The organism is Pseudoalteromonas sp. BSi20429, assembly GCF_000238895.1.
In the GTDB taxonomy this organism is placed as follows: Bacteria; Pseudomonadota; Gammaproteobacteria; order Enterobacterales; family Alteromonadaceae; genus Pseudoalteromonas; species Pseudoalteromonas arctica.
Genome location: NZ_BADV01000018.1, coordinates 1 through 26,974 on the forward strand (window position 1 = coordinate 1; position 26,974 = coordinate 26,974).

Here is a 26,974-nt window from a genome sequence, read left to right on the forward strand (position 1 = left end):
CGTTTTTTGTATTTATAACCGTTTATGGTTAAGCCTTATTTACCGTGCTCATTTGCTGCTTTTTCTTCAGCTAGTTCTTCTTTAAGCTTACGGATTTTTAAACCTTGTTCTTGTCCGCGGTGTCTTGCGTAGTAAGTACAGCCAATAAACATTGAAGAGGCAAACACAAGCTCTAGCAATACCCAAATTAATTCATCAGGAGCGGCCCACAGCATGGTAAGCCCGTGAATAAAATACAGCATTACAACAAAGTTAGCCCACGCATAAGTGTATGTATTGTCTTTAATTATGCCTCTTAGCGGCAGTAGTAACGGAATAATAGGCAAAAATAAAGACACTAAACTCGCATTACCATTTAGAGGTGGCACAAAATACATCCACAGTGGAATAAGAACAAGTAAACCTACGTAGCCAAATAGTGCGGCACGCTGAAACTTTACTGTAATCGGCTTTTTAGCTGGGTTGTCAGCTGTATTCATTTAAGTTTTCTCGCAATGTGAGTAAGGCGTTTACCAACGCTTTGGCATATTTTAATTTCGTCTTTGCTTAGTTGTGCACTATTAGCGCTGCCAGCAACGTGTGTTGCACCGTATGGTGTTCCACCTGTTTGTGTTGCAAGTAATTCTGGCACATCGTAAGGCACGCCTAGTAGCATCATACCGTGGTGTAATAGTGGCAGAGATAAGTTAAGTAAGGTTGCTTCATTACCACCATGCATACTGCTTGATGACGAAAACACACACGCTGGCTTATCTATTAACTGACCTTTTAACCATAAGTCGCTGGTGGTTTCCCAAAAGCTTTTAGCTTGAGAGGCCATCATGCCAAATCGGGTTGGAGTACCAAATGCTAAACCATCGCAATTTATTAAATCATCTTTAGTGATCACAATGTCGTGCGCATTTTTAGCCACAAAGGTACGAAGTAGTGCTGTAGCGCCTTGTTGCTCTATCGACTCTGCTATTTCGTGAGCCATTGCTTCAACTGAGCCATGGCTTGAGTGATAAAGCACCACTATGGTTGCACTCATTATAAAACGCTTAGTACGTTTTCTGGTGGACGACCAATCGCTGCTTTATTGTTATTCACTACAATAGGGCGTTCAATTAGTTTTGGATTTTGTACCATGGCATCTATTAATGCTGATTCACTGCTTTCATCTTTTAAATTAAGTGCTTTGTAGTCATCTTCTTTTGTGCGCATTAATTCACGTACGGATGAAAAACCAAGTTGGATTACAAGCGTTGAAATTTGCTCGTGTGTAAGAGGCGTTTTTAAATACTCTACAACACTTGGCTCTATTGCTTTACTTTGCAGTAGTGCTAGCGTTTCGCGTGATTTAGAACAACGTGGGTTGTGGTAAATAGTAACAGACATAAAATGATTCCAAAGTGTGAATTGCGTCTATTTTAGGGTAAGCGCTTGCAGACTTAAAGTCTTGCAAGCTCTTTTTGTAAAAGTCGATACTGGGTAAGTAGTGCTTTTAAACGTTGTTGCTTTACAAGTTGAGTAGGCTCTACAAAGTTTAGTGCTTTTTGTACTTCGTCTGCGGCTTTTAAATAAGCACCATATTGCGCTAATACATCGGCGTTAGCTTCGTGATAAGAGGCTAATTTATCTTGTTTTTTATACGCGTCTGCAAGGAGTTGTTTGCCTAAGTTATGATCTGGCTTTTCGAGTAAAAAACTCTTTAAAATATTTTCAGCAAGCTCATATTGCTCAGCTTCAAGTGCTGAGTTGGCATAGTTAAGTGTAATTACCTGATTATTAGGGCGATACTGATTTAAATCCGCTAAAAACTTAACGGCTTCATCTGCCTTTTTTTGTGCAATAAGTAAATCGGTATGGGTATCTATATAAAATAAGTTTTTAGGATCGTTTTTTAAAAGCTCGTCTAATATTGGCGCTGCTTCATCAAGCTTTTTTTGATCAAGCAAGCTTATGGCTAAGCCATACTTTAATGCAGTGTTGTTGTAGGTGTTTTCGCGCAGTAGCTTTCTAAATAGATCTTCTGCGTTTTCTGGTTTGTTGTCATAGCGGGCAAGCACTCGACTTTTTGCTAAATTAAACTCAAGGCTCGCATTCATAAGGCGCACAGGAAATTGCTCTGCACGCAAACGTACATCTGATACACGACTCTCTGGTAATGGGTGAGTTAGCAAAAATGCTGGTGGCTTGTATTTATAGCGAATTTGCGCTGCAAGTTTAGTTAAAAACTCACTCGATGCACGGGGATCAAATCCTGCATTATTAAGTGTTTGCATGCCTATGCGGTCAGCTTCTTGCTCAGCTGAGCGGCTATGCGTTAACTGACTAAAAGCAGATTGTGTTTGGCTTGCAGATATAATGGCAATACCCGCGTCGGGTGCAACAACGGTTGCTAATATACCTGCAATCATACCGGCAATTGTCAGCGCGCTGTTATCTTGTTGCTGCTGTATTCTACGTGCTAAGTGGCGCTGTGTTACGTGAGCAATTTCGTGACCAAGTACCGAAGCAAACTGGCTCTCGTTATCGGCTTGAGCTATTAACCCTGTATGCACGCCTACATGGCCACCGTAAAAGGCAAACGCATTTATTTCTGAGTTATTTATCCAAAAAAACGAAAACGGAAAACGTACATCGTTAGCATTAGCAACAAGTTTACGGCCAATAGTCGTGAGGTATTCATCTAGCACAGGATCGTTTATAACTGGCGATGAACCTCGTATTTGCATCATCATTACTTCGCCAATAGCTTGTTCTTTTTCAAGTGGCAGTGCTTGTAATGCAGATGTTCCTAAATCAGGAAGTGTAAAATTGGTTTGCGCTTTTAAAGGTTCGCTTACTAATAAGCTAAACGTAAGCGCGGCACTGCATAAAGTGATAAATGCTGATTTTAGCTGCATTTTATTCCTTGTTAATTTGTTCGCCAATTGCAATTTTGGCTATGTCTATTTCGTCACTGCTTGCACGGCTGTCTTTTTCGCACAATTGGTATAGTTCTTTTATTGTGACTCCATCAAGCTTTACAACGTTCAATTCTCGCTGCAAAAAAGTAATAATTTTATGTACTACTTTATGTGCATGTAAAATAATGGCTTTATCTGCTTTGTCGCCCCGTTCAAAATAAAAGCCAATAAACTTATGTAACTGACTTATTCTGATCAGGTTTTTCATTGAATGTGGATCCCACACTCTAAACTCCATAAAGCGATTATTTTTTATGTATTGGTCAACAATAACATCTTTAGCATAAGGCTGTGCCCATAGCTCAAAGCCTCTGTCGGTAAAAACTTGGTGCAGCGCAATACGTGGCTTATGTTTAGTGTGTATTACACCAAGGCTGTCTTCATGGCCTTCTAATAAATCTAAGTTCCAATTGCGTTTATCTATAAGTTGTTTAACTGCATTATCGAATCCATGATCTAAAATCCCTTCAGATTCGCTTATTGATGAGGCAACAAGGTGATAAAAAGGAGGTAGTTCGCCCCAATTAATTTGCTTTTTAAACCAATTAATCTCTTTGAGTGTTGGATTACTGGGTAGTTGCGCTTTATTATGCGTGCCAGGCATTAACTTATCCTTACTGCTAGTTATGTTATAAGGATAAACTATTGCAGGTATTGTTTTAACAAAAAGTTACAACGGTTTGGGTATATAAGTATATTGACCGTAAATATGCGACTTATTATTCATTTACTATACGGATAAAGTAGTTATGGTAGAGCGCGATTTAAAAGAGTTTAAATGCCCTCAGCAATTTGTGCAGTTTAAACTTGCGCTACGAAGTGCGCAATCTTCAAAACAACGTATCACTTTTAGTCTTAATAAAGGTGAAAGTGCGAACGATATTGAACGTTTTTTGCAAAAAAATGCTTATAGTTACAATTTTGATAAACAACGTGGGTTGTTATTAGTGGAGCCATTACATGTTTGAATACGTAAAAACATGGTACGAAAGGAAGTTCTCGGATCCTCACTCGTCTACCTTATTATTTTTATTATTGGCCTCAGTGGCCTTACTTTACTTTTTTGGCTCGTTAATTGTTCCTGTGCTTGTGGCACTTGTTATTGCTTATTTACTTGATTGGCCGGTTGTTCATTTAGAGCGCGTTGGCTTAAAACGTTTTACTGCAACGATTATTGTAATGTTGATATTTATTAGCATTATGCTCACCCTTATTTTGGTTATTGGCCCAGTGCTTTGGAAGCAAACCAGTAACTTAGTGCAAGAAACCCCGCATATGTTAGAGCAAGGGAAGTCTTATTTAATGGCTTTACCTGAACAATACCCAAGTTTAATTAACATAGATCAAGTACAAGCTATTGTTGCAACGGTAGAAGCTAAAATCATTGAGTTTGGTCAAACTGTATTGTCGTTTTCACTTACGTCATTAAAAGATGTTGTTGCATGGCTTATATATTTAGTACTTGTGCCGTTACTGGTGTTTTTTATGCTTAAAGATAAGCTGGAGCTAACGGGGAGTATTGCTAAACTGATCCCGCAGCAACGACGCTTAATTTTGCAAGTGTGGCACGAAATGAATCAACAAATTATGAATTACATTCGCGGTAAAGTGTTTGAAATTTTAATTGTTGGTGGTGTGTCTTTTATTGCATTTACTGTTTTAGATTTACGCTACGCCGCACTACTTGGTGTGCTTGTTGGCTTGTCGGTATTAATTCCATTTATTGGCGCGGCACTCGTCACTATTCCGGTAGCGGCAGTTGCGCTGTTTCAGTTTGGATTAGAAACACAGTTTTGGACCATTTTAATTATTTACGGAATTATTCAGGCGCTTGATGGCAACGTGCTTGTGCCACTGCTGTTTTCTGAGGCGGTTGATCTAAATCCGGTATTTATAATTGTCGCAGTATTATTTTTTGGTGGCTTGTGGGGATTTTGGGGCGTATTTTTTGCCATCCCGTTGGCTTCATTAGTAAAAGCGCTAATAACAGCTTGGTCGTCAACGCATGAAGAGATAAGTAAAGAGGTCAGTGAATAATTAAGTAAACAGACTTTTAGTCTAAAAAAGAATAGTAAACGCACCTCTAGTGCTAATTGATTATTACTCATTACCTGTAAATTTATGTACTATTGGTAATAAGATATATTTTTTAGTAATAAGGTGCGTTTTTTAATGTCTGAGTTTTTATTGCACGATGAGCCAGTAAAACAAGTTTACCTTGATGCAAACGCAACGACCCCTGTGTTGCCTTGTATTGCTGATGTTGTTTCTCATACCATGCAAATATGTTTTGGTAATCCTTCAAGTCCGCACATTACAGGTATACAAGCCAAGCATTTATTAGAACAAACACGTCAAAAAGCACACACAGTTATTGGCGCAAGTAATGGCGATATTTTATTTACCTCTGGCGCAACAGAAGGCATTCAAACTGCGGTGGTTTCTACGTTAATTGATGCTAAAAAACACCCGATTAAAAACCCCGTATTGTTATATGGCGCTACTGAGCACAAAGCGGTGCCAAATACACTTAAGCACTGGAATAGCGTACTTGACGTTAATGCTGAGGTGCTTGCTATTCCGGTTGATAGTAATGGTATTTTAGATTTAGATTTTATAGCTAAACATATAGATAACGCATTGATGATTTGCACCATGGCCGTTAATAACGAAACCGGTGTATATCAAGATTTACCCGCTATTGAGCAGGTAATTCGTAGCCGTAATAAAAGTGTATCGTGGATGGTGGATTGCGTGCAGGCGCTCGGTAAACAAGCGCTCGCACTAAGTGATACTACAATAGATTACGCACCTTTTTCGGGGCATAAGCTTTATGCACCTAAAGGTATTGGTTTTTTATATATTCGTAGTGGCAGTGCGTACACACCTTTTATAGCGGGTGGCGGTCAAGAAAGTGGAATGCGCTCAGGCACCGAAAATCTACCCGGTATTGCAGGGTTAAATAAGCTATTTAGTATGTTGCTTGATAAATCAGACAACACGTTTAAGTCTGTTAGCGTACTTAATTCTTATCGAAACCAGTTACAAAGCGCGATAAAAGACACCTTTGGCGATATTACATTCAATCATGATTTTGCTTATAGCGTGCCTACCACACTTAACTTTGCTGTTAACGATTTAACGAGCAAAGAAGTGATTGATTTATTTGACGCTGCGGGCATTCGCGTAAGTGGTGGCTCGGCTTGCAGTACAGGCGCATCAACAAGTTTTGTTTTAGATGCAATGGGTGCAAGTAAGTGGCAAAGCGAAAACGCGATTAGACTGTCGTTTGGACCTGCTGCAACACAACATGATATTGATGATGCTTGTGTGCGTATTCGCGCTCTCAAAGCAATACTTCAGGCAAACTGTTTAATCGTATCTGACAGCACCACACCACAACAAGAAGTATGCGCACTGGGCCTTACTCAATTTAGGCACCAAGGTGCATGTAGTTGGCTTTATGTAAGCGATGATAAACACGCTGTAATTATTGATCCTATTATTGAGCTTATTCCGCGCTTTGATAAAATAGCTAATACACAAGACTTAACTATATCAGCGGTGCTTAATACTCATCTGCATCAAGAGCGAGAGTCAGCGACTAATTTACTAACCAGCGTTCTTGCATTAAGAGTTGTAAAAGGTGAGGTTGATTCGCTAGGTTGGCCGCTAAATACAGCAAGTATTAACTTGGCAAACGACGTACTTGAAAAAGTAGTTACACCTGGGCACAGCAAAGACAGTGTAAGTTATTTATTAAAAAACAGTAATAACGAAACGCGTTACTGTTTTTGTGGTGATTTAATACTGCCTGCAGGGCTTGGCAATACATCGCTTATAGGTGGGGATGCAAAAGCAATGGCACGCTCTATTTTAGCAATGAGCGAGCAACTTAATAGCACCAGCATTATTTGCTCAGGGCACGACTACCAACAATGTTTTGCCATGAACTGGGCTGTACAGCAAAACCAAACGCCACTTCTTGATGCGTTAGTGAGCGGCAGTATTTCAGTTGATGAATTTGCAATACAAAAACAGCAGTACGACGCTTCAAAACAAGTAGATAACACGCAATTGTGTGGTTATGTAAATGCGTTACCTGAGGTTGATACACAGCAATTAAATTTTGATGACGCTAAAATAATGTTAAACACCAGCGATACATATTTAATAGATACTCGGGAGCCGTATGAGCATGGAGCAAATAATGTTGCTCAGTTATTTAATACGCTAGATGAAAAAACATTAAATATACCACTTAGCAGAATGGCAAATGCGGTATTTGAAGGGCAATTAAACAAAAATAACAAGTACATTTTATTATGCCGTAGTGGTAACCGCTCAAAAATTGCTGCAACTAATTTAATGCAACTAGGATACAAAACGGTTTATAACCTAAGTGGCGGGTTAGCGCTTAGTAATTAAACAAAGATTGTAATTTATACAAAATCGGCTTTAGGGCCGATTTTTTTGTTTTTAAGGTTTATTTGCTCGCAAGGCAAACAAGCCCTAGTAATTAGTGAATAACTATAAAAAGTAATTATTGTGCTGATAAAAATTCATTAATATTTCATTTTGATTGATTAAGCTATCCCGTTGCCTTTAAAATTGCGGGTAAATTAATTTATAAAATTTTTATGATACCGGTGTCAAAAGCTAAAAATTGCGTTATCATCGGCATCTAAAATTATAAAAACAGCACTTTTTTTGCATTTTTAGTTATACTATCGGCGCTTTATTTTAGTGTAAATAAGCAGTGTTAAGAGTTTTGCTTTTATAAAAAACATTTTTAAATCAATTGATTGAAAAAACTAGAGGATATTTCCATGTCTAACCGAACGCAACTAGCAAGTTGGCAAGCACTAGAACTAAGTGCAGCTAAGATGAAACAAACACATCTAAAAACGTTATTTGCACAAGATGACACGCGCTTTTCTCAGTTTTCGACTCAAGTACCTGGCGTATTATTCGACTATTCCAAGCAACTTATTGATAACGATGTTTTTGCTAACTTAATGTCGCTTGCTAAAGAATGCGATATTGCATCGTGGCGCGATAAAATGTTTAGCGGTGAAAAAATAAATATCACCGAGGATCGCTCAGTACTACATACGGCACTTCGTAATCGTGCTCACACTCCATTAATAGTGGATGGCGAAAACGTAACACAAGCCGTAGATAACGAATTAGCTAAAATTAAAGTGTTTGTAGAAAAAGTTCGTAGCGGTAAATGGTTAGGCTATACCGGTAAAGCGGTAAAAGATGTTGTAAGTATTGGCGTAGGTGGTTCTAACCTTGGCCCACAAATGGCAACTGAGGCATTAAAAGCACTTGCTGATGATACGTTAAATGTTCATTACGTATCTAATGCTGACGGTGTACAAATTTCGTCTATATTAAAAGCCATTGACCCTGAAACAACATTATTTGTTATTTCGTCAAAAACATTTACTACGTCAGAAACCATGACAAATGCTAAAACAGCGGTTGACTGGTTTTTACAAACAACAAAAGATGAAAGTACAATTGCAAAGCACTTTGTTGCAGTAAGTACAAATTTAGAAAAAACGGCAGCCTTTGGTATCAGCGACGAAAACGTATTCACTATGTGGGATTGGGTTGGCGGTCGCTTTTCACTTTGGAGTGCGATAGGCTTACCAATTGCTTTATATTTAGGCTACGACGCCTTTGAAGCAATTTTAGAAGGTGCGTTTGAAATAGACGAGCACTTTAAATCTGCGCCGTTTGAGCAAAATATACCATTAATTATGGCATTGCTTAGTGTATGGAATACGAGCTTTTTAGGCTACATAGCGCAAGCTATATTACCGTACGACCAAGCACTGCATATGTTGCCTGCGTATTTACAGCAAGGCGAAATGGAAAGTAACGGTAAACACGTTAACTTTGCAGGCGAAACGGTACCTTATACTACAGTTCCAATTATTTGGGGCATGACGGGTATTAATGGTCAGCACGCGTTTTATCAGTGTTTACACCAAGGTAATGTAATTGTACCTGCAGATTTTATTGCATCAGTTAAACCACAAGTGAATGTTGATAAGCATCACGATATTTTATTATCAAACTTCTTTGCACAAACAGAAGCGATGATGAGTGGTGTAGATGCAGCGCAAGTTACTGCTGATTTAACCGCTAAGGGTAAATCGCAAGCAGAGATTGATGAGTTATTAAATCATAAAATTCATCAAGGCAATCGTCCTACAACGTCTATGCTATTAGATACAGTAGATGCTAAAACAGTGGGCCGTTTAATTGCACTGTATGAGCATAAGATATTTTGCCAAGGCATTATTTTAGAAATATGTTCGTTTGACCAATGGGGTGTAGAACTGGGTAAAGGTTTAGCATCTAAAATTGAGAGTGAACTTACTGATGAAAGCGTTAAACACGCTCATGATAGTTCTACAAACGGCTTAATGGCGTACTACAAACAAAACCGTACGCAGTAAAAAATTCGCTTACGCAAGTAAGTAAACCGAGTACCTTTGAACGGGTAGCGCTGGAGTGCTTAGGGTCTGTATTTTTGTGAGAGGAGATACAGGGCCCCTAAGGCTCATTTAATAAGCGCAATGATAAAAATAATAATAAATCATCGATACAGAACAATTCAGCAGGCTTTTATTTAAATACAGCTATAAAAGCCATCTAATCTAGCAATAAATAGGCATACCCGCACATTTATAAAATGTACTGGGTATCACAACGTAGAGAGTAACTATGCTTAATCCTTTTGATATTATAATTTTTGGGGGCGGTGGTGATCTTGCGTTACGCAAATTGCTACCTGCAATGTACAGAGCATATCAAGAAGGTAACTTACCTGAAGGCTCACGTATCCTACCAACAGTACGCGAAGAATCGAAACGTGCTGAATACATAGAAACAGCGCATAAAGCATTACAAGAATTTTTAAGCAAAGGTGAGTTTAACGCTAAAGATTGGAAAGCATTTTCTACTTTTTTAGTGCCAGTGGTAAGTAATGTTACAGAAGCAGACGACAACTGGGATGTGCTAAAAGGCATTTTAGATGAGCACGAAAGCACTAAGTCTCGCGTGTTTTATTTATCGCTTCCGCCTGCTGTTTACGGCACATGTTGTGAAATATTATCGACTAAAGGTTTAATTACACCTACATCACGCGTTGTTGTTGAAAAGCCTATTGGTTATTGCGGTGATTCTGCTGAAGCAATTAATGGAAAAATTGCAGAATTTTTTAATGAAGAGCAAATTTTCCGTATTGACCATTACTTAGGTAAAGAAACAGTACAAAACTTAATGGCGCTACGTTTTTCAAACTCATTGTTTGAAAATATGTGGGATGCTAAATCTATTGATAACATCCAAATTAGCTTATCAGAAACTGTTGGCCTTGAAAGCCGTGCTGGTTTTTACGATAAAGCCGGTGCACTTCGTGACATGGTTCAAAACCATTTATTACAACTACTTTGTTTAGTTGCAATGGAGTCGCCTAATAAGCTTAACGCTAACAGCATTCGTAACGAAAAACTAAAAGTATTAGAAGCACTTCGCCCGCTTGTAGATGGCGATGTTGATGAAAATATTGTTCGTGGTCAATACGTACCAGGTGACTTAAACGGTAAAATTGTACCGGGTTACTTAGAAGAGCTAAATGAAGGTTCTAGTAAAACAGAAACGTTTGTAGCTATTCGCGCGCATATTGATAACTGGCGCTGGGCGGGTGTTCCATTTTACCTTCGTACGGGTAAACGTATGGCTAAGCGCTGTGCAGAAATTGTGGTTGAATACAAAAAAGTATCTCACAATATCTACGAAGATAACGTGGGTAATATCGAGCCAAATCGTCTTGTTATTCGTTTGCAACCCGAGGAAACAATTCAACTAACGCTTATGTCTAAGCGTCTTGATAACCTTCAAATGCAACTTGAGCCAGTAACAATGAATATTGAGCTTTCACAAGCTTACAGCAATGGTTTTCATTCAGATGCGTACAAGCGTTTAATGCTTGATGCCGCTGCAAATAACCCATCATTATTTATTCACCGCGATGAAGTTCGCCAAGCGTGGAAATGGATTGATCCAATCATTGACCGTTGGCAAGACAAAGGCAAGCCTGCACTTTACCGTGCTGGTAGCTGGGGTCCTGAGGATGCTGATGAGCTATTGGCAGAAAAAAGCCACGTGTGGTTTAACACAGGCGATAAGGTATAAGCATGGCAACACTAGTTGAAAAATTTTTTGACGATAAAGACGCGTTAACAGCTGAGCTTTCTGCAACGCTTGAGCAATCACTACGTGATGGTATTAAAAACGATGGCCGTGCTGTATTAATGGTGTCGGGTGGCTCGTCTCCTGCGCCAGCTTATAAGCATTTATCAACGCTTGATTTAGATTGGCAACATGTTGATGTTGCTATGGTTGATGAACGCTGGGTAGACCCAAGCCATGAAAAAAGTAACGAAGCATTTATTAAAAGCACGTTATTACAAAATTTTGGCAGTGCTGCAAACTTTATAACCATGAAAAACGATGCTGCAACCGCGCAGCAAGGCAGTGAAGTGTGTGAAGCCGCTTACAGTGCTTTAAAAGCGCCATACGATGTAACTATTCTAGGCATGGGCCCAGATGGTCACACAGCGTCGTTGTTCCCAAATGCAGAAGGTTTAGAGCACGGTTTAACAACTGAGCAAACAGTATGTGCAATTAATGCGATACAAAGTGATGTGACGGGTAGTATTACTGAGCGCATGACACTTACGTTAAATGCCATTGCGCAATCTAAAGTGGTTAAGCTTTTAATTAGCGGTGAAGAAAAACTCGCTGTTTATAAGCAAGCAAAAGCGGGAGGCGATGTTAATGACATGCCACTTCGCGCTGTGCTTAATCACCCAAGTATAAATATTGAAGTATATTGGGCGCCTTAATTTAGGTGCTAATTTAACTTTTAAAGGCCGCTTATATAAGCGGCCTTTTTTATTTGCTCAAATTTAAGCCTAAACACTGCAAAAAAACAGTCCTGAACTGTTAACCAATGTTAATGAATAACTTTGGTTTGTATTAAAATCAACCATGAAGTGTGTTGTTTTTGAACAAAATTTATGAGTTTGAGCTGTATGTTTTTTAGCAACGTTCAGATTTAGTTATATTTTATTTTTTCATGGTCGTTGTCATAAAAGTTTCCCTTCCTTTTTTAGCTCAAAAGCATTAGCCTAAAGGTATTAACAATGAAACATATAAATTAAAATAAACGGAGCAGTAACATGGCGGAGCAACAAGTACAGCCTTTACACAACGAAAAACATGCCAACACTAAAATTCAAAACGGCATTAATGTAGAATTCATGAAAACTCAACATTTAGTGCCAGTAGTTGCACATGAGTTTGCACGCGTAGCAAACGAGTTTCCAATGTCATTCGTTAAAAACAACGAAAGCGGCACTTTTCAAGCTGTTGCTATGTTTGGCTTAGAGCCAGGCGAAAACCTTTTTGTAGAAGATGGTAAATGGACTGCAGCATTTGCACCTATGGCATCTACTCGTTACCCACTGGGCTTAGTTAAACACCCAGATCAAGATCAATACGGTATCGTAATTGACGAAGCAAGTGCGCTTGTTGGTGAAGACGAAGGTAATGCATTATTTGAAAACGGCGAAGAAACAGATTACCTAAAACGTCGTAAAGAAGCGCTTGTATCTTTCATTGAGTTTTCTCAAGTAACTGAAGCGTTCACTAAATTCCTTGCTGATAAAGAGCTACTAATTGCGCAAACGCTAACAGTAGACATTAAAGGCGAGAAAAAAGACATCAACGGTATTTACCTTATCGATGAGAAAAAGCTAAACGAGTTAAGCGATGCTGATTTCTTAGAGCTTCGTAAACGTGGTTACTTAGCACCAATTTATTCTTTCTTAACGTCTACTCATCAAGTAGCACGTTTAGCGCGTTTAAAAGCTAAACAAGCTTAATTATACCAATTGCATTAAATTAGTGATCTATTATAGCGATAAGAAAATGGCTCAATAACAAGGCTAAAATTATGATACATAGTTGTTCTATATAAATAATTTTCAACGTAGTTAGTGAGCTATTTAATACGCTAGAATGACCATGTTTTTAATAAAATTGGTATTACAAACACGTAAAATTTTAAAAAGCGCCTTAAGGCGCTTTTTTTATGCCATTAAACTCACTTTAGTTGAAATTAAGCCTGCAACCATTCACATTAGTTTATAACTTTCCCATAAAAGAACTCATTATGAAAACACCCTTATTAGCAATTTTTGCGAGCAGCCTTTTTGCTTTAAGTAATAGCGTATTCGCTGCAGAGACTCCTTTTGCCATTGCGATTCATGGTGGGGCAGGGACAATAGAAAAAGCACGATTTACACCCGCTCAAGAAAAGCAGTACCGCGCTAAATTAACAGAGGCCGTAGAGACAGGTTATAAAGTATTGCACCAAGGCGGTGAAAGTTTAGATGCGGTAACTGCGGCAATTACAGTATTAGAGCAATCGCCTTATTTTAATGCAGGGCGTGGAGCGGTATACACTTACGATGGCGGGCATGAGCTTGATGCATCCATAATGGATGGTCGAAACCGTGAAGCAGGCGCCGTTGCGGGTGTAAAGCATATTGAGAGCCCGATTAAATTAGCGCGTTTGGTCATGGATAACTCTGTACACGTAATGCTTAGTGGGCAAGGCGCTGAGGAGTTTGCTAAAGAGCAAGGTGTTGAACTTGTCGAAAATAACTTATTTGATACCGAGCCTCGTTACAAAGCGCTTTTAAAAGCAAAACAAAAATTAGATAAAGCCAAAGCAACCAGTAAAAAGTACCAAGCTGCGCACAAAGCATTGCCTAACTCTTACAAAATGGGCACGGTTGGCGCAGTGGCGCTTGATAAAAACGGTAATTTAGCGGCAGGTACATCCACAGGAGGTATGACGGCAAAACGTTATGGCCGTGTAGGTGACGCGCCGGTAATTGGTGCTGGGACATTTGCTGAAAACGAATCGTGCGCAGTATCGGCAACAGGGCACGGTGAATATTTTATTCGCTATAACGTAGCGAGCGATATATGTGCGCGTGTTAAGTATCAAGGTAAAACCATAGCTGAAGCTGGAGATGAAGTTATAAACGGTGTGCTTAAGCCAATTGGCGGCACTGGCGGCGTTATTATTATTGATACTAAGGGGAATATTAGCTTGCCGTTTAATACCTCTGGCATGTATCGGGCAAGTAAGTCGAATACGCAAGCGACCTACGTGGGCATTTTTAACGACGAATAAGCCAAAGTAATTTAATTAACCTCAACTCTGGTTAAGAGATTTACTAACATATTGAACCACAATGATATTTTAATTAATTTATTGCTAGCCAGTTATTTTCAGTGCAGTTAGCGCTGAAAATAACTGCTTGAGATAGATTTATTATTCGCAGTTTAGGTGAATCGCAGCGTTTATATAACAAACAACCCCGTGTTATGCATTTTGTAGGATTAACCCCGGCCGTTTAATTTGATACAATTATGGCTCTTTAACTAATTTTATAAGGTATGCGGGTGGTAAACCTAGGTCAGTTGTTTGGCGAGCTAAAAACGTGCTTGAAAAAAGATCAATTCATTTTCAAAAAACGCTTACATGGCGTAAAAAAAATAACGGATGAAAACAAGCATGCCAACGCGCTTGAAAAAATAGCGGCTGATATAACCCGTAGCCAAGAATTACGTGATAAACGCTTAGCGGGCCTTCCTAAAGTGACTTACCCTGAGCAATTGCCAGTAAGTCAAAAAAAGGAAACAATTAAAGACGCCATTGCAAATAACCAAGTGGTTATTATTGCAGGTGAGACGGGCTCAGGTAAAACAACTCAAATACCTAAAATGTGTTTAGAGCTTGGCCGTGGTGTTGATGGCTTAATAGGCCATACTCAACCACGCCGACTCGCTGCGCGAACGGTGGCTAACCGTATTGCTGAAGAAATGAAGTGCGAACTTGGTCAGCAAGTCGGTTTTAAAATTCGTTTTAGCGATCAGGTTTCTAATAATACGTACGTTAAACTCATGACTGACGGTATTTTACTGGCAGAAATTCAGCAAGATCGATTTTTAACCCAATACGACACCATAATTATAGATGAAGCGCACGAGCGTAGTTTAAACATCGACTTTATTTTGGGTTACTTAAAAAACCTACTTCCAAAACGTCCCGATTTAAAAATAATAATTACGTCTGCAACCATCGATCCTGAGCGCTTTTCAAAGCATTTTGATGATGCGCCCATTATAGAAGTATCGGGTCGTACTTTCCCTGTTGATGTGCGTTACAACCCAACGGCCGATATTAATAAAGAAGATATGGAAGCCGAGGGCGATCAGCTACAAGGTATTTTTGATGCTGTTGACGAACTGTGCGCGGAAGGTCCTGGCGACATACTGATATTTTTAAACGGTGAGCGTGAAATACGCGATACCGCTGATGCACTTAGCAAGCGTAATTTAAAACACACTGATGTATTACCACTTTACTCGCGCTTATCTAACGCAGAGCAAAACCGTATATTTGCGCCACATTCTCGTCGTCATATTATTTTATCGACCAACGTAGCCGAAACGTCACTAACTGTGCCGGGTATTCGTTATGTCATAGATCCAGGTACTGCGCGTATAAGCCGCTACAGTTATCGTACAAAAGTTCAGCGCCTGCCAATAGAACCTATATCGCAAGCAAGTGCTAATCAGCGTATGGGTCGTTGTGGACGTGTTGAAGCGGGTATTTGTATTCGCTTGTACTCTGAGGATGATTTTTTATCGCGCCCAGAGTTTACCGACCCTGAAATACTGCGTACTAATCTTGCCTCAGTTATTTTGCAAATGTTGGCACTCGGGCTTGGTGATATGGCGCAATTTCCGTTTGTGCAAGCGCCAGATAGCCGTAATATAAGTGATGGTTTATCGTTATTAGAAGAACTACAAGCAGTAAAACCAGACAAACGTGATAGTAAAACGAGTTTAACCGCTTCAGGTAGAGAGCTCAGCCGATTACCGGTAGACCCTCGTTTAGCTAAAATGGTGCTCACAGCTCACAAACTTGGCGCATTGCGTGAAGTGATTGTTATTGTGGCGGCGCTGTCGATTCAAGATCCACGCGAACGCCCGCAAGAAAAACGTGCTGCAGCTAACGAAAAACACGGGCGCTTTGACGACCCAGATTCAGACTTTATCGCTTTTTTGAACTTATGGAATTACCTAGAAGAGCAGCAAAGCGAGCTGACTAATGGCCAGTTTAGAAAGCTGTGTCAAAAAGATTTCCTAGCCTATATGCGCCTGCGTGAGTGGCAAGATATTGTTTATCAAATAAGTACTGTGTGTAACGAAATGGGTCTGAAGGCAACCAGCCAAGCGGCTGATGGCGAACTCGTTCACAAAGCGTTATTAAGCGGAATGCTGAGCCATATTGGCTTTAAAGATGAGAAGCAAATATACAAAGGCGCACGTAATAGTCAGTTTCATATTTTTCCGGGTTCAGGTTTATTTAAAAAGAGCCCTAAATGGATTATGTCGGCAGAGCTGGTAGAAACCAGTAAATTATATGCCCGCACAAATGCAAAAATAGACATTAACTGGGTAGAACCATTAGCACAGCATTTAGTGAAACGCAGCTATACAGAGCCACACTGGGAGAAAAAGCCAGGTGCGGTAATCGCGTTTGAGCAGCAAACTTTGTATGGCTTACTTGTTGTAAATAAACGCCGCTGTGTTTATAGCAATATTGACCCTAAAGTGAGCCGAGAGCTTTTTGTGCGCACTGCATTAGTTGAGCAAGAGCTGGGCTTAAACGAGGGCTTTTTAGCATTTAACAGTGAGCTTATTGAAGATATTCAAGTACTGGAAAATAAGTCTCGTCGTCGTGATATTTTAGTTGATGAGCAAACGTTATTTGAGTTTTACGATAAAAAAATACCCAAAGAAATTAATAACCGCGCTGCATTTTTAAAATGGTATAAAACACAAAAACAACAAAATAAACATTACTTACACATGACCCGTGAAGAGCTAATGCAGCATGGTGCAAGTAATATCACTGAGTTTGACTACCCTGACACATGGCAGCAAGACAATATTATATTACCGCTTGCTTATCATTTTGACCCAGGACAAGCGGTTGATGGTGTTGCGGTGCAAATACCGGTAGCACTGTTGAATCAAGTACAAGAGAGTGGTTTTGACTGGCATATACCTGCATTTAGACATGAGCTAATAAGTGGGCTTATAAAGTCATTGCCTAAATCGCTTCGCCGTAATTTTGTGCCAGCACCAAATTACGCAGATGCAGTACTTGCAGCTATTGAGCCAATGCAAGGTAGCTTAATTGATGCTTTAGCTACGCGTTTATTAAGAATGACAGGTGTGAGAGTTGATATGGAGGCGTGGGATTTAACCGCGCTTGCACCGCATTTACGATTGCAGTTCGAAGTACGTGATGAACACGATAAGTTACTTGCTCGTGGACTTGATTTAGCCAAACTTAAAGCAGAGCTGCAAGGTGAAGTAACCGAAACACTGTCTAAAGTAGCCGATAAAGGCATTGAAAAATCAGACCTAACACAATGGGACTTTGGTGAGCTGCCAGCGTCATATGTTAAAAAACAAGGTCAATACGAAATAAAAGCATACCCTGCGCTGGTGGATAAAAAATCAGTCGCTGCAGTGGAGCTTTTTGATAGTGAAGCAAAAGCGCAGCAAGCGCATCAACAAGGTTTGCGCCGTTTAGTATTGTTAAATGTGCCGTCGCCAATTAAGTACTTACAACAAAACTTACCGAATAAGGCAAAGCTGGGTTTGTACTTTAACCCATTTGGTAAAATAGCTGATTTAATTGATGACTGTATCGCCGCAGGTGTTGATAGCTTATTAGTGAAACACGGCGATATACGCGATGAAAAAGCATTTGAAACAGTAAAAGAGCAAATACGAGGTGAGCTCGGTGATGCCGTTGTATCGATTGCAACGCAAGTTGAGCAAGTATTAAGTATTGCGCACGCACTGCATAAAAAAATGAAAGGACGCGTTGATTTAACCATGATAACCGCGCATGGCGATATAAAATCACAGCTTGAGTCACTTATATTTAAAGGTTTTGTGAGCGCGCATGGCGCAGATAAAATAACGGATTTAATTCGTTATTTAAAAGCGATTCAAAAACGTTTAGAGAAGCTGCCTGTGGATCCAAATCGTGATAGGTTATGCGTACTAGAGTTGGATAAAGTTGCTCAAGAGTACAAAAAAGTAGTTAATAAAACGCCTAAAGGCTTGCCTATTCCACAAGAAGTAACCGCTATTTTTTGGATGCAACAAGAGCTTAGAGTGTCGTTATTTGCTCAAACGCTTGGAACTCCTTACCCAATTTCGGCTAAGCGAGTACTTAATGCGATAAAAGAGATAGAATAAAACTTGCATTTTCTATTAAGCTTAGTACCTTAATAGGAGGATTTATTTTTGTTTTGAAAAGGAAGTGACATAGTTATGTCCTCATCGATTGAACATAAAACAAAGCGACTTTTAGTGGTAGACGACGAGTATTTTAATTTTGAAATGCTCAAAGCAGCACTCGCGTCGAAATTTGATGTTAGTTATGCAGATTCAGGGCAAAGCTGTCTTGCATCGGCAATTGCGAGTCCGCCAGATATAATTTTGCTTGATGTTTGTATGCCTGGTCTTGATGGTTATGATACATGCCGAATGCTAAAACACACACCTGAAACAAAAAATATTCCTGTTGTTATGGTATCGGGCCTAGAGTCTCCATCTGAAAAACAAGCAGGGTTTGACGCTGGTTGTAACGCATATGTTGTAAAGCCATTTTCAGTGGGTGCTTTGTTGGAAGAAATTAACACGGTTTTTTAGAGGTAACGTATGTTTACTGATGATAAGCGAAATTTTAGACGCATGCAGATCAATACACCTGCAAATTTAACAACGATAGAACCAATAGCGGGTTTAAGTTTTGCCGCAGAGTGCGTGGATTTAAGTGCAACAGGTTTATCAATTCATTTAGATGAATTACTTGAACCTAATACATTACTGACGGTGAACATTGATTCGACTCACCCAAGTATTGCGCCTTTAAATGCAACAGCAAAAGTAATACGTGCCAGCAAAGAAGATGATGGCACGGTAACAGCAGGTCTTGAAATCATTCAGTTTAACTAACTTGAATCCAGTTAAACTCAATAGTAGATATTAAAAAACCTTACAGATTAAGCCTTTTAAATAAAAGCCTTCAGGGTAGCTGCCAGCAATTGGGTGATCAGCTGCCTGGTTTAATCGCTCCATTATAAGTAGGTCTTTACCTGCATCAAGTGCTGCATCGGCTACTACTTTTTGAAATAAGTTTTGTTCCATTAAACCAGAGCATGAGAACGTTAGTAATGTTCCACCTGGTTTTAGTATTTGCATGGCAATCATGTTGATATCTTTGTAACCACGACACGCGCCGGTTAGCTGCGCTTTATTATCAGCAAACTTTGGTGGGTCCATTACGATGGTATCAAACTGTCTACCTTCGTCGCGGTATTGGCGTAGTAACTTAAATACATCCTGCTTAACAAAACTTACTTTATTTAAATCTAAGTTATTATGCTCAACATTACGTTTTGCTGTATCTAAAGCGGGTTGAGATACATCTACGTTAGTTACATGCTCACATCCACCACGCAGGGCGTACAACGAAAATGTACCTGTATAACTAAAACAGTTAAGTACCGTTTTACCCTTTGAAAAACGCTCAAGTGCGGCGCGGCTATCGCGCTGGTCTAAATAAAAGCCCGTTTTATGTCCATCAATTATATCGACTTCAATTTTAAAACCGTTTTCCTCAATAAGTACCGGCTGTGTTGGTTCGTTACCCCAAAGAGCGCCTTTTATTGGCTCTAAGCCTTCTTTAGTGCGTACTTCTACGTCTGAGCGCTCGTATATGCTAGAGCCTGGGAAAATAGACATCAACGCGCCAACAATCTCGCCTTTATGACGCTCAGCACCGGCACTTAATAGCTGACACACTAACACGTTATCAAACTTATCGATTGTAACGCCTGGTAAGTAATCAGACTCCGCAGCACATAATCGAAACCCTGTTAATCCGCCTTCTTCTATTACTTGGCTACGTGCTTCTAATGAGCGGCGTAAACGGCGTTCAAAAAAGTTTTGATCGATGACTTCTTTTTCGTCAAAGCTCCAAACACGTGCGCGAATTTGTGAGTGAGGGCTGTAAGCAGCAGTTGCTAAAAACTTACCTTCGCTATCGTGAATCGTTACTGTGTCGCCTAATCCAGGTTTACCTTTAATTTTTTTGATGGCTTTTGAAAATAACCAAGGGTGTTTTCTTTTTAATGATTTATCGCGACCAGCTTGTAGGTAAACGGCAGATGACATAAGGCTTCTCAGTAGTAATAAATAAGCGCTGTATTTTAGTCAAGCAAGGAGCAACATACAATGAATGTTTTGCAAGGTGGGCATAAAGCACGGTAAAGTACGGATAATTTATCGATTCATTAGCTTTTGGAACCTAATAGTGCCTGACGCCGTTTTAAGCCCCGATTTAAAAATACTTAATTCACAATGTAGAGAATTTATAACCTCTTTAGTGCATGCCGATGTAGCTCACGATATTACTCATATAGAGCGAGTGGTGCGCGTTGCAATACAGTTATGTAATGCGGAGCAGGCAAACATGTCAGTTGTATTACCTGCAGCGTGGATGCATGACTGTGTGGCGGTGGCTAAAAATCATCCTGATCGTGCAAAAGCCTCTGCTATGGCAGCCGATAAGGCATTGGAATTTTTAAAATCTATTAATTATGACGAGTCACTTTTTGATGAGATTCATCATGCCATTGCCGCTCATAGTTTCAGCGCAAATATAAAAATTAAAACAGTTGAAGCGCAAATAGTACAAGATGCTGACAGAATGGATGCATTGGGCGCTATTGGAGTGAGTCGATGCATGAAAGTAGGCGGATCAATTTCTCGGTTATTGTATAACCCAGAAGACCCTTTTTGTATTGAACGCGAGGCTGATGATAAAACATACACGCTTGATCACTTTTTTATAAAGTTATTACATATTGCCGATAGTATGAATACGCCATCTGCTAAAGCAGAAGCGAATAGACGTACAAGGTATATGCATGACTTTTTAGAGCAATTAAAGTCAGAAATAGGTGAGTAACGTGAATAATACAAGCATACCTAAATTATCTGGGATTGATCATTGCCATTTAAATGTTGATAACTTGGTTGATGCCGTTAAGTGGTATGAGCGTGTTTTAGGTTTTAGTGTAGTACCCGAGCTTGCCTTTTGGGATGAGGACGGACGCGGCCCTTTAACACTTGAAGATACTAGTTCAACAACTCGTTTAGCACTTTTTGAAGGTGAGGGGCGTAGTAAAGGGATTGCATTTTTGGCCTCAGGGGAGCAATTTATTCAATGGCGTAATCATCTTGAGGGTTTGAACATAAAAGCAGTGCTAGCGGATCATGGTGTAACGTTTTCTATGTACTTTAAAGATGAGAGTAGCAATAGCCATGAAATTACCTCACATGACTATCGTTATATAAAGTCTTACTATCCAAATGTTGAGCTTGGCTCTCACAGCGCTAAAAAGAATTAGCTTTCTTGATTTGAATTTTTTATAGCAAGAATATCGTCTAATTTTTTCACAAATAGTTCGATTAGAGCGGGATCAAAATGAGCTCCTGCTTGCTCTTGCATATGTAAAACTGTTTTCTCTACACTCCATGCCTCTTTATAAGGACGTTTTGAAGTCAGAGCATCAAAAACGTCAGCAACGGCAACAATTCTACCTTCAATTGATATTTCTTCGCCTTTGATCCCGTTAGGATAGCCAGAACCATCCCATTTTTCGTGGTGTTCAATAGCAAGTTTATGAGCGAGTTGTAATAATGGCGATGAAGAATTTGCTAATATTTGTGCACCAATTATGGCGTGTTTCTTCATATGCTCAAACTCTTCAGAAGTTAACTTTCCTGGCTTGAGTAAGATAGCATCAGGGATACCTATTTTCCCAACATCGTGCATTGGGGCGGCTTGGCGTAAAAGCTCTGCACTTTGCTCATCCATACCTAGCGCTAATGCTAATACTTTGCTGTATTGGCTCATACGCACTATATGTTCGCCAGTGTCAGTATCTTTATATTCAGCAGCACGGCCTAGGCGTTGTACTAAATCTACATGTGCTTGTTTTAATTGCTCAGCTTGCACTAGCGATAAGTGAGTTTTAACTCTAGCTCTTACAATAGCAGGGCTTATTGGCTTGGTAATATAATCTACGGCACCAAGTTCAAAACCTTTAAATTCATCATTTTCGTCCCCCAAAGCTGTCACAAAAATAATGGGGATATGAGACGTTTTAGGATTGTTTTTTACCCGCTGGCAGACTTCAAACCCGTTCATATCTGGCATCATTATGTCGAGCAAAATTAGCTTTGGTAGTTCTTTTTCAAGTAGTGCCAATGCGGCATCACCCGATTTAGCAAACGACATACGATATTGATTACCTAACACTTCGCGCATTACTTTTAGATTTGCAGGCTCATCGTCAACAATTAATACTCGTGGCCTATCTGTTGTAAAATCCATTAATTAATACTCATTGTTTGTTAGTTTTTCAAGTAAGGTTTCTAGTATTACGTGTGCTTTATCAAAATCAAATTCATCAAAGGCCTCGGCTATATCATCAACTTCATTTTTATAGATTGAAGGTATGCCGCGTTGCAGTTTTGCTAGTAGCTCATCATTTAATTCTGCATTTTGTGCATCTTGATAAAGCGTCTTACACAGTGACTTAATTTCATCAATTGATAGCGTGTCAGAACTATTATCTTCAGGCTTACTACTTGGCTTATCGCAAGTATTAGATGACAGCAGTTGTGAGATGACAAGTAGCTCGTTTTTTATATCGTCTAAAGTACTAATAACTTTAGCGTCACTTTGTTTTTGCTCTAAATCGGTTAATAACTTCATTAATGTTATTAGGCCTAAGTTACCAGCAACACCTTTAAGTGTGTGAATGGTGCTATCGACATCTTTTATGTTTGATAATTTATCACTGAATAATGTTTCGAACCGTTTATTACTGTCACTAATAAATTTAGTAATCTCTGTAAGTTGCTTACATTTAGAACCCCAAAGGGCTAACCCTTTTTCAAAATCTATATGCTGCGCTTTAGGATCGCTTTGCGATATAACCATTTCTTTTGCAATACCAAGACCAAGCACTTGTGCTATTTCTTGGTTTAGCTGATTTATATCGACGGGTTTATTTGCAAAGCCATTCATGCCTGCTTTTTTAGCCGTAAGCTTATCTTGTTGTAATACACTGGCTGTGAGCGCGATAATTGGCGTGTATTTAATTTGTCTTTGATTTTCTATTGCTCTTATTTTTTGTGTTGCCTCTATGCCATCACACAATGGCATATGTATATCCATTAAAATGACATCAAAGTCTTGTTCTTCAAATACTTTAATCGCTTCAAGTCCGTTAGATGCCTTGGTAACTGCATGCTGATCGCGTGACAGGAGTAAAGAAAGTAGCTCTGTATTTTGCTCGATATCGTCAACTACTAACACCCTAAGTGCAGGCAGTTGTGTGTGTAGACCATCAAAATGATCTATTTTAGTTTCGTCACCTAAAGTAAGCGGCAATGAAAAGTAAAAGCAGGTACCTTTACCTAGTTCACTTACTAAGTTTATTGTTCCGCCCATAAGCTCTACAAGTTGTTTGCTTATGGTAGTACCAAGACCTGTACCACCAAAACGGCGAGTAGTAGTACCATCGGCTTGTTCGAAAGGTTGAAACACTGCTTGAATACGATCTTTTGCAATACCAATACCGGTATCTTGCACTTCAAAAAACAGATGCTGATTTTGTGTTATAGCAACAGTTACTGTAACAGAGCCTTTTTCGGTAAACTTAATAGCATTACCAATTAAATTAGTAAGTACTTGCCTGAGTCGATCTGGGTCGCCGTAGTACGTCGTACTTACTGATTCTTTAATATGAAGTTTAAGTTCTAAATCTTTCTTTTTAGCTTCTAACCAAAAAGTAGAAATAATACTGTCTATTACTGGCTTTAAACTAAAGTGTATTGGCTCAATAGTGAGCTTACCGCGCTCTAGTTTTGCGGAATCGAGAATTTCATTTAATAATCTAAGTAATGAACGCGCTGCATTATTTACGGTCACTAAATGTTTTTGTTGTTCTTGATCAAGTGGGGTATCCATTAATAGATCGCTAAAACCTATTATAGAATTCATTGGGGTGCGTATTTCATGGCTCATATTAGCCATAAAAGATTGCTTTGCATAAGCAGCTTCTTCAGCTTTAAATTTAGCTTGCTCTAGTTTTTCTTCATATTCTTTGCGTTCTGTAATATCAACTAAAACACCATCAATCCACTTTGCTTGACCTTGGGTGTCAAAGTCGATGCTGCCTTTATCTAAAAGCCATAAGATTTTACCGCTTCTGTGGCGAATTCTGTATTCGATTGAATACTGACGTTTTTCTTTTACGGCTTTTGTGACGGCATCTACAATAGGTTGCTGGTCTGATTTTAAAACTAGATCGTTAAATTCAATGCAATGTTCAGTAAATTCATTAGGGTTATAACCAGTTAACTCGTTGATGCTCGGGCTGATAAAAAGCATGGTCCAGTTATCATCAAATTTACACCTAAAAGCCACACCTGGCATGTTATCCATTAAAGAGCGGTATTTTTGCTCTTTTTCTTCAAGGCTTTTTTGTAAAGCTCGTTGCTCTGATAAGTCTGTTATGAAGCCTACGTATAGAGGATTTTGCCCTGGCTGATTAACTTCTCCAATCCCCAAACGAATCGGGAATAAGTGGCCATTTTTATGCTTTGCAAAAATTTCACGGTTAACACCGATTACTTTACCTAAATCAATATTTTTAGCTTTAGAAAGGTAGCTATCGTGATGCATCGCGATAGCATCATCCATTAGCATTTTAATATTATGATTTTGTACTTCATTTTCGTGCCAGCCAAAAATTTTACTGGCTGATTCGTTAAAGCTCAAAATAATGCCGGTGTGATCAATCGTTACGATTCCATCAATGGCTGTGCCTAAAATTGCGTTTAAGCGAGACTCGTCGGCTGACTTTTCTTCAAGTAACATTTTATATCTGACCATGCCATTAAGTACCGCTACTACGCTTGTAATGGCAATCGTTGCAGTTGCAACCGCGATGGCTACAAAAGTGAGCCCAGCAGAAGCATTTGCGTCGTCATATAAAAGAGGAGATGTTGCAACAAAGCGTGTAGATGCCATGCCCATATAATGCATAGCAGCAACAGCAAAGCCTAATATTATAGCGCTGATGGCTCTATTTTGTAGGTATGATAGTTTTGGAAAAAATTTTTCAAGATTAAAGCGGCTATATAACGCTATAAACGAAAGAGCGACGGCAACTAAAATTGAAAGGCCAAAGGTCAGTGGGTCATAGCGCAACATTGGGGAAAGCTCCATTGCAGCCATACCGCTGTAATGCATTGTACCAATACCAGCCCCTAGTAAGATCGAGCAAATGCTGAGCACTCTAAAGTTTCCATCACTATTTACAAGTATTGATACTGCATACTGACATGCTAATAAAGCAGGAAGAAAAGAGAGTAGTGTGATTGTTGGATCGTAGCTTATATTAGTACATAGCGAAAAAGCTAACATACCTATAAAGTGCATACTCCAAATACCAGAAGAAAATACAGTTGCTGCAGTTATATTTGCTAAACGTTGATAACGAGGGAATTTAGTCTCTTTTGCTAAATCAATGAGCTTAGTAGTAAAAAAAGCAGCAAAAATGGCTATTAATACAGACATTGAGACTAGAAGAGGGTCGTAAACCCCATTAAGTATTAGACTTGGATCTTGGTCTGTAATGAAGAAAGCTGATAGCATAACGGCTCGAAATATAATCTTTATTTTACAAGTTTAATCTAATTTACTAATAAATGAACCGTTATTTCTAATCGCGCTATAAAGTGACGAATTTTAACCAAGTTTATTTATTTTTTGTTATTGAAGTAAATAAAATATTTTAACTTTCAATTCAAATAAAACAGACGGCTCAATCTATAGCTTATTATAATAAGGTGGATTAGGAGTTAGGTGCGACTGTATGCCTAAGAGTTTAAAATTGATGGTAATATGGATTATATAAACGGATGCTATATTTAGAGTTTAAGTCGTGTTTGAATATCAACTAAAAAAGAGTACTAGACGCAAAACAGTCGCAATAAAAGTGCATAGTCAAAAGGTAACTGTGTATGCGCCACATTTTGTCGCAAAAAAACACATTGATACTTGGTTATTTGACAAACAAGAGTGGGTTGCAGAACAATTAAAAAAACAATCGTCAATTGATGACACTAAGCAGTACCCCTTTGAATCTAAAAAAATCAGTGTTTTTTCAGAAACTATTTGTTTGAAACTGGACTCAGGCCAAGATTCCAAAGTAACCCCGTATGATGACCACTTACTTATTACAATATCTCCTCGAGTTAAAAACACTAATCAAAAGTATCGACAGCTATTAGAGACTTATTTAAAAGAGCAGCTTATTGCTTACATAGAAATGCGTTTAGCGTATTTCTGTACTCAAATGGGTGAAGAGTTGCCAAATGATTTAAAAATAGGTGTTTATAAACGAAAGTGGGGGAGTTGTAATAGCAAGCGAGAACTCACTTTTAATTTACATCTTATAGGTGCTCCTTACCACGCTATAGATTATGTGATTGTTCATGAGCTTGCCCATTTAAAGTATTTAAATCATAGCAAAGCTTTTTGGCAGCGAGTAGAGGCGTTTTTCCCCGATTACAAAACATCATCTAATTGGTTAAAACAAAATGGTATGAGTTTACAGTGGGTGTTTTGATGTTACTGAATATAGGAATATAGGAATATAGGAATATAGGAATATAGG

At 39.0% G+C, this 26,974-nt stretch carries 22 protein-coding genes; 14 read left to right on the forward strand and 8 right to left on the reverse strand.

Annotated elements, in window-relative coordinates:
* Positions 1 to 35: 35 nt before the first annotated feature.
* The 5 genes from P20429_RS15645 to P20429_RS15625 are packed head-to-tail and all read right to left on the reverse strand — an operon-like array spanning position 36 to position 3,555.
* Positions 36 to 479, reverse strand: a complete 444-nt coding sequence (locus P20429_RS15645; RefSeq protein WP_007581036.1) for a DUF2069 domain-containing protein — start codon at positions 477 to 479, stop codon at positions 36 to 38.
* Positions 476 to 1,030 (reverse strand): NAD(P)H:quinone oxidoreductase, encoded by a 555-nt coding sequence (gene wrbA, locus P20429_RS15640; protein WP_007581039.1) that lies wholly within the window; start codon positions 1,028 to 1,030, stop codon positions 476 to 478. The genes P20429_RS15645 and wrbA overlap by 4 nt, the downstream gene beginning before the upstream one ends.
* A complete protein-coding gene (arsC, locus tag P20429_RS15635; RefSeq protein ID WP_007581040.1) occupies positions 1,030 to 1,377 on the reverse strand; it encodes an arsenate reductase (glutaredoxin) in 348 nt (115 codons plus the stop codon). Before arsC ends, wrbA begins: the two co-directional genes overlap by 1 nt.
* Before the next feature lie 53 nt (positions 1,378 to 1,430).
* On the reverse strand, positions 1,431 to 2,888 hold the full coding sequence (locus P20429_RS15630) for a M48 family metalloprotease (RefSeq protein ID WP_007581042.1): 1,458 nt from the start codon (positions 2,886 to 2,888) through the stop codon (positions 1,431 to 1,433).
* A 1-nt stretch (position 2,889) separates the two neighbouring features.
* A complete protein-coding gene (locus P20429_RS15625) occupies positions 2,890 to 3,555 on the reverse strand; it encodes a hypothetical protein (RefSeq protein WP_007581045.1) in 666 nt (221 codons plus the stop codon).
* Between the two features lie 145 nt (positions 3,556 to 3,700).
* Between P20429_RS15625 and P20429_RS15620 the strand changes: the two genes are divergently transcribed.
* The 11 genes from P20429_RS15620 to P20429_RS15570 all read left to right on the forward strand — a co-directional run bounded on the left by P20429_RS15620 (position 3,701) and on the right by P20429_RS15570 (position 19,166).
* Positions 3,701 to 3,919: a sulfurtransferase TusA family protein gene (locus P20429_RS15620; RefSeq protein ID WP_002961455.1), complete on the forward strand. Its 219-nt coding sequence runs from the start codon at positions 3,701 to 3,703 to the stop codon at positions 3,917 to 3,919.
* Complete coding sequence (locus P20429_RS15615) at positions 3,912 to 4,988, forward strand: AI-2E family transporter (RefSeq protein ID WP_007581049.1); 1,077 nt, start codon at positions 3,912 to 3,914, stop codon at positions 4,986 to 4,988. Before P20429_RS15620 ends, P20429_RS15615 begins: the two co-directional genes overlap by 8 nt.
* Before the next feature lie 135 nt (positions 4,989 to 5,123).
* Positions 5,124 to 7,379, forward strand: coding sequence for an aminotransferase class V-fold PLP-dependent enzyme (locus P20429_RS15610; protein WP_007581052.1), 2,256 nt, complete (start codon positions 5,124 to 5,126; stop codon positions 7,377 to 7,379).
* Positions 7,380 to 7,780: 401 nt separating this feature from the next.
* The gene (gene pgi / locus P20429_RS15605) at positions 7,781 to 9,427 is read left to right on the forward strand and encodes a glucose-6-phosphate isomerase (RefSeq protein ID WP_007581055.1); all 1,647 of its coding nucleotides are present in this window, start codon (positions 7,781 to 7,783) and stop codon (positions 9,425 to 9,427) included.
* Between the two features lie 268 nt (positions 9,428 to 9,695).
* Positions 9,696 to 11,168, forward strand: coding sequence for a glucose-6-phosphate dehydrogenase (zwf, locus tag P20429_RS15600; RefSeq protein WP_007581057.1), 1,473 nt, complete (start codon positions 9,696 to 9,698; stop codon positions 11,166 to 11,168).
* A gap of 2 nt (positions 11,169 to 11,170) precedes the next feature.
* A complete protein-coding gene (gene pgl / locus P20429_RS15595; protein WP_007581060.1) occupies positions 11,171 to 11,881 on the forward strand; it encodes a 6-phosphogluconolactonase in 711 nt (236 codons plus the stop codon).
* Between the two features lie 336 nt (positions 11,882 to 12,217).
* On the forward strand, positions 12,218 to 12,922 hold the full coding sequence (locus P20429_RS15590) for a SapC family protein (RefSeq protein ID WP_002961447.1): 705 nt from the start codon (positions 12,218 to 12,220) through the stop codon (positions 12,920 to 12,922).
* 290 nt (positions 12,923 to 13,212) lie between these two features.
* Entirely contained in the window at positions 13,213 to 14,244 is a 1,032-nt protein-coding gene (locus tag P20429_RS15585; protein WP_007581062.1) for an isoaspartyl peptidase/L-asparaginase family protein, read from the forward strand.
* 272 nt (positions 14,245 to 14,516) lie between these two features.
* Entirely contained in the window at positions 14,517 to 18,404 is a 3,888-nt protein-coding gene (hrpA, locus tag P20429_RS15580) for an ATP-dependent RNA helicase HrpA (RefSeq protein WP_007581063.1), read from the forward strand.
* Positions 18,405 to 18,479: 75 nt separating this feature from the next.
* Entirely contained in the window at positions 18,480 to 18,860 is a 381-nt protein-coding gene (locus tag P20429_RS15575; protein WP_007581064.1) for a PleD family two-component system response regulator, read from the forward strand.
* Between the two features lie 9 nt (positions 18,861 to 18,869).
* On the forward strand, positions 18,870 to 19,166 hold the full coding sequence (locus P20429_RS15570) for a PilZ domain-containing protein (RefSeq protein WP_007581065.1): 297 nt from the start codon (positions 18,870 to 18,872) through the stop codon (positions 19,164 to 19,166).
* A gap of 30 nt (positions 19,167 to 19,196) precedes the next feature.
* Here P20429_RS15570 and P20429_RS15565 read toward each other — a convergent pair whose 3' ends face one another.
* A complete protein-coding gene (locus P20429_RS15565; protein ID WP_007581068.1) occupies positions 19,197 to 20,387 on the reverse strand; it encodes a class I SAM-dependent methyltransferase in 1,191 nt (396 codons plus the stop codon).
* A 64-nt stretch (positions 20,388 to 20,451) separates the two neighbouring features.
* Here P20429_RS15565 and P20429_RS15560 point away from each other — a divergent pair, with 64 nt between their 5' ends.
* The gene (locus P20429_RS15560; RefSeq protein ID WP_007581071.1) at positions 20,452 to 21,183 is read left to right on the forward strand and encodes an HD domain-containing protein; all 732 of its coding nucleotides are present in this window, start codon (positions 20,452 to 20,454) and stop codon (positions 21,181 to 21,183) included.
* A 1-nt stretch (position 21,184) separates the two neighbouring features.
* The gene (locus P20429_RS15555) at positions 21,185 to 21,625 is read left to right on the forward strand and encodes a VOC family protein (protein WP_007581073.1); all 441 of its coding nucleotides are present in this window, start codon (positions 21,185 to 21,187) and stop codon (positions 21,623 to 21,625) included.
* On the opposite strand, the gene P20429_RS15550 is transcribed toward P20429_RS15555, so the two are convergent.
* Together P20429_RS15550 and P20429_RS15545 are read right to left on the reverse strand one after the other, a co-directional pair.
* Positions 21,622 to 22,614 carry a two-component system response regulator gene (locus tag P20429_RS15550; RefSeq protein ID WP_007581075.1) on the reverse strand — a complete coding sequence of 331 codons (993 nt, stop codon included), beginning with the start codon at positions 22,612 to 22,614 and terminating at the stop codon, positions 21,622 to 21,624. The genes P20429_RS15555 and P20429_RS15550 overlap by 4 nt on opposite strands.
* Positions 22,615 to 22,617: 3 nt before the next feature.
* Positions 22,618 to 25,950, reverse strand: a complete 3,333-nt coding sequence (locus P20429_RS15545) for an MHYT domain-containing protein (protein ID WP_033026370.1) — start codon at positions 25,948 to 25,950, stop codon at positions 22,618 to 22,620.
* Positions 25,951 to 26,293: 343 nt separating this feature from the next.
* Here P20429_RS15545 and P20429_RS15540 point away from each other — a divergent pair, with 343 nt between their 5' ends.
* Positions 26,294 to 26,926, forward strand: coding sequence for a SprT family zinc-dependent metalloprotease (locus P20429_RS15540; RefSeq protein ID WP_237715144.1), 633 nt, complete (start codon positions 26,294 to 26,296; stop codon positions 26,924 to 26,926).
* Positions 26,927 to 26,974: the final 48 nt, after the last annotated feature.

Excerpts from the sequence above, each read along its gene's own strand:
- P20429_RS15570 (WP_007581065.1), top strand. The coding sequence starts at position 18,870 with ATGTTTACTGATGATAAGCGAAATTTTAGACGCATGCAGATCAATACA.
- P20429_RS15630 (WP_007581042.1), bottom strand. The coding sequence starts at position 2,888 with ATGCAGCTAAAATCAGCATTTATCACTTTATGCAGTGCCGCGCTTACG.
- P20429_RS15585 (WP_007581062.1), top strand. The coding sequence starts at position 13,213 with ATGAAAACACCCTTATTAGCAATTTTTGCGAGCAGCCTTTTTGCTTTA.
- zwf (WP_007581057.1), top strand. The coding sequence starts at position 9,696 with ATGCTTAATCCTTTTGATATTATAATTTTTGGGGGCGGTGGTGATCTT.
- P20429_RS15545 (WP_033026370.1), bottom strand. The coding sequence starts at position 25,950 with ATGCTATCAGCTTTCTTCATTACAGACCAAGATCCAAGTCTAATACTT.
- P20429_RS15645 (WP_007581036.1), bottom strand. The coding sequence starts at position 479 with ATGAATACAGCTGACAACCCAGCTAAAAAGCCGATTACAGTAAAGTTT.
- wrbA (WP_007581039.1), bottom strand. The coding sequence starts at position 1,030 with ATGAGTGCAACCATAGTGGTGCTTTATCACTCAAGCCATGGCTCAGTT.
- arsC (WP_007581040.1), bottom strand. The coding sequence starts at position 1,377 with ATGTCTGTTACTATTTACCACAACCCACGTTGTTCTAAATCACGCGAA.
- P20429_RS15575 (WP_007581064.1), top strand. The coding sequence starts at position 18,480 with ATGTCCTCATCGATTGAACATAAAACAAAGCGACTTTTAGTGGTAGAC.
- P20429_RS15625 (WP_007581045.1), bottom strand. The coding sequence starts at position 3,555 with ATGCCTGGCACGCATAATAAAGCGCAACTACCCAGTAATCCAACACTC.
- pgi (WP_007581055.1), top strand. The coding sequence starts at position 7,781 with ATGTCTAACCGAACGCAACTAGCAAGTTGGCAAGCACTAGAACTAAGT.
- P20429_RS15590 (WP_002961447.1), top strand. The coding sequence starts at position 12,218 with ATGGCGGAGCAACAAGTACAGCCTTTACACAACGAAAAACATGCCAAC.
- P20429_RS15610 (WP_007581052.1), top strand. The coding sequence starts at position 5,124 with ATGTCTGAGTTTTTATTGCACGATGAGCCAGTAAAACAAGTTTACCTT.
- P20429_RS15565 (WP_007581068.1), bottom strand. The coding sequence starts at position 20,387 with ATGTCATCTGCCGTTTACCTACAAGCTGGTCGCGATAAATCATTAAAA.
- P20429_RS15550 (WP_007581075.1), bottom strand. The coding sequence starts at position 22,614 with ATGGATTTTACAACAGATAGGCCACGAGTATTAATTGTTGACGATGAG.
- P20429_RS15620 (WP_002961455.1), top strand. The coding sequence starts at position 3,701 with ATGGTAGAGCGCGATTTAAAAGAGTTTAAATGCCCTCAGCAATTTGTG.
- P20429_RS15615 (WP_007581049.1), top strand. The coding sequence starts at position 3,912 with ATGTTTGAATACGTAAAAACATGGTACGAAAGGAAGTTCTCGGATCCT.
- P20429_RS15560 (WP_007581071.1), top strand. The coding sequence starts at position 20,452 with ATGTTTTGCAAGGTGGGCATAAAGCACGGTAAAGTACGGATAATTTAT.
- pgl (WP_007581060.1), top strand. The coding sequence starts at position 11,171 with ATGGCAACACTAGTTGAAAAATTTTTTGACGATAAAGACGCGTTAACA.